This window comes from Pseudomonas sp. UF-293, from assembly GCF_058245595.1.
Genome location: NZ_JBSICA010000087.1, coordinates 1 through 329 on the forward strand (window position 1 = coordinate 1; position 329 = coordinate 329).

Annotated in this window: 1 protein-coding gene; it reads right to left on the reverse strand. The window is 65.3% G+C overall.

Going from position 1 to position 329, the window contains the following annotated elements:
• On the reverse strand, positions 1-329 hold a 329-nt coding region (locus tag AC4IHP_RS27890), incomplete at both ends, for a toxin VasX (RefSeq protein ID WP_490833294.1).

Sequence of the window (329 nt, forward strand, 5' to 3'; positions counted from 1 at the left end):
ACCTGCACCGCCGGCATCCGCGTGGCGTCCGCCTCGGCCAGCGGTTTCGCTGTGCAGGCCACTTCCGCCAGCCACTGCTTCGCCTGGGCCACGGTAAGCAGATGCTCGCCGCCGATCAGACAATGCACGGGGCCAAGATCGACCGCCTGCATGAAGTGCTCGCGCTCCTCCGCACTGTCCAGCACCTGTCGGCACTTCGCCGCGCTCAACTGCACGTCGGCGAAGGTCACGTAGAGGGTGCTTTTGCGCGAAAAGATCAACGCCGGACGTTCCTCGATGGCGCTGCGCTGATCCTCGCTGACGCTTTTGCCGCGATGCAGCAATGCGCT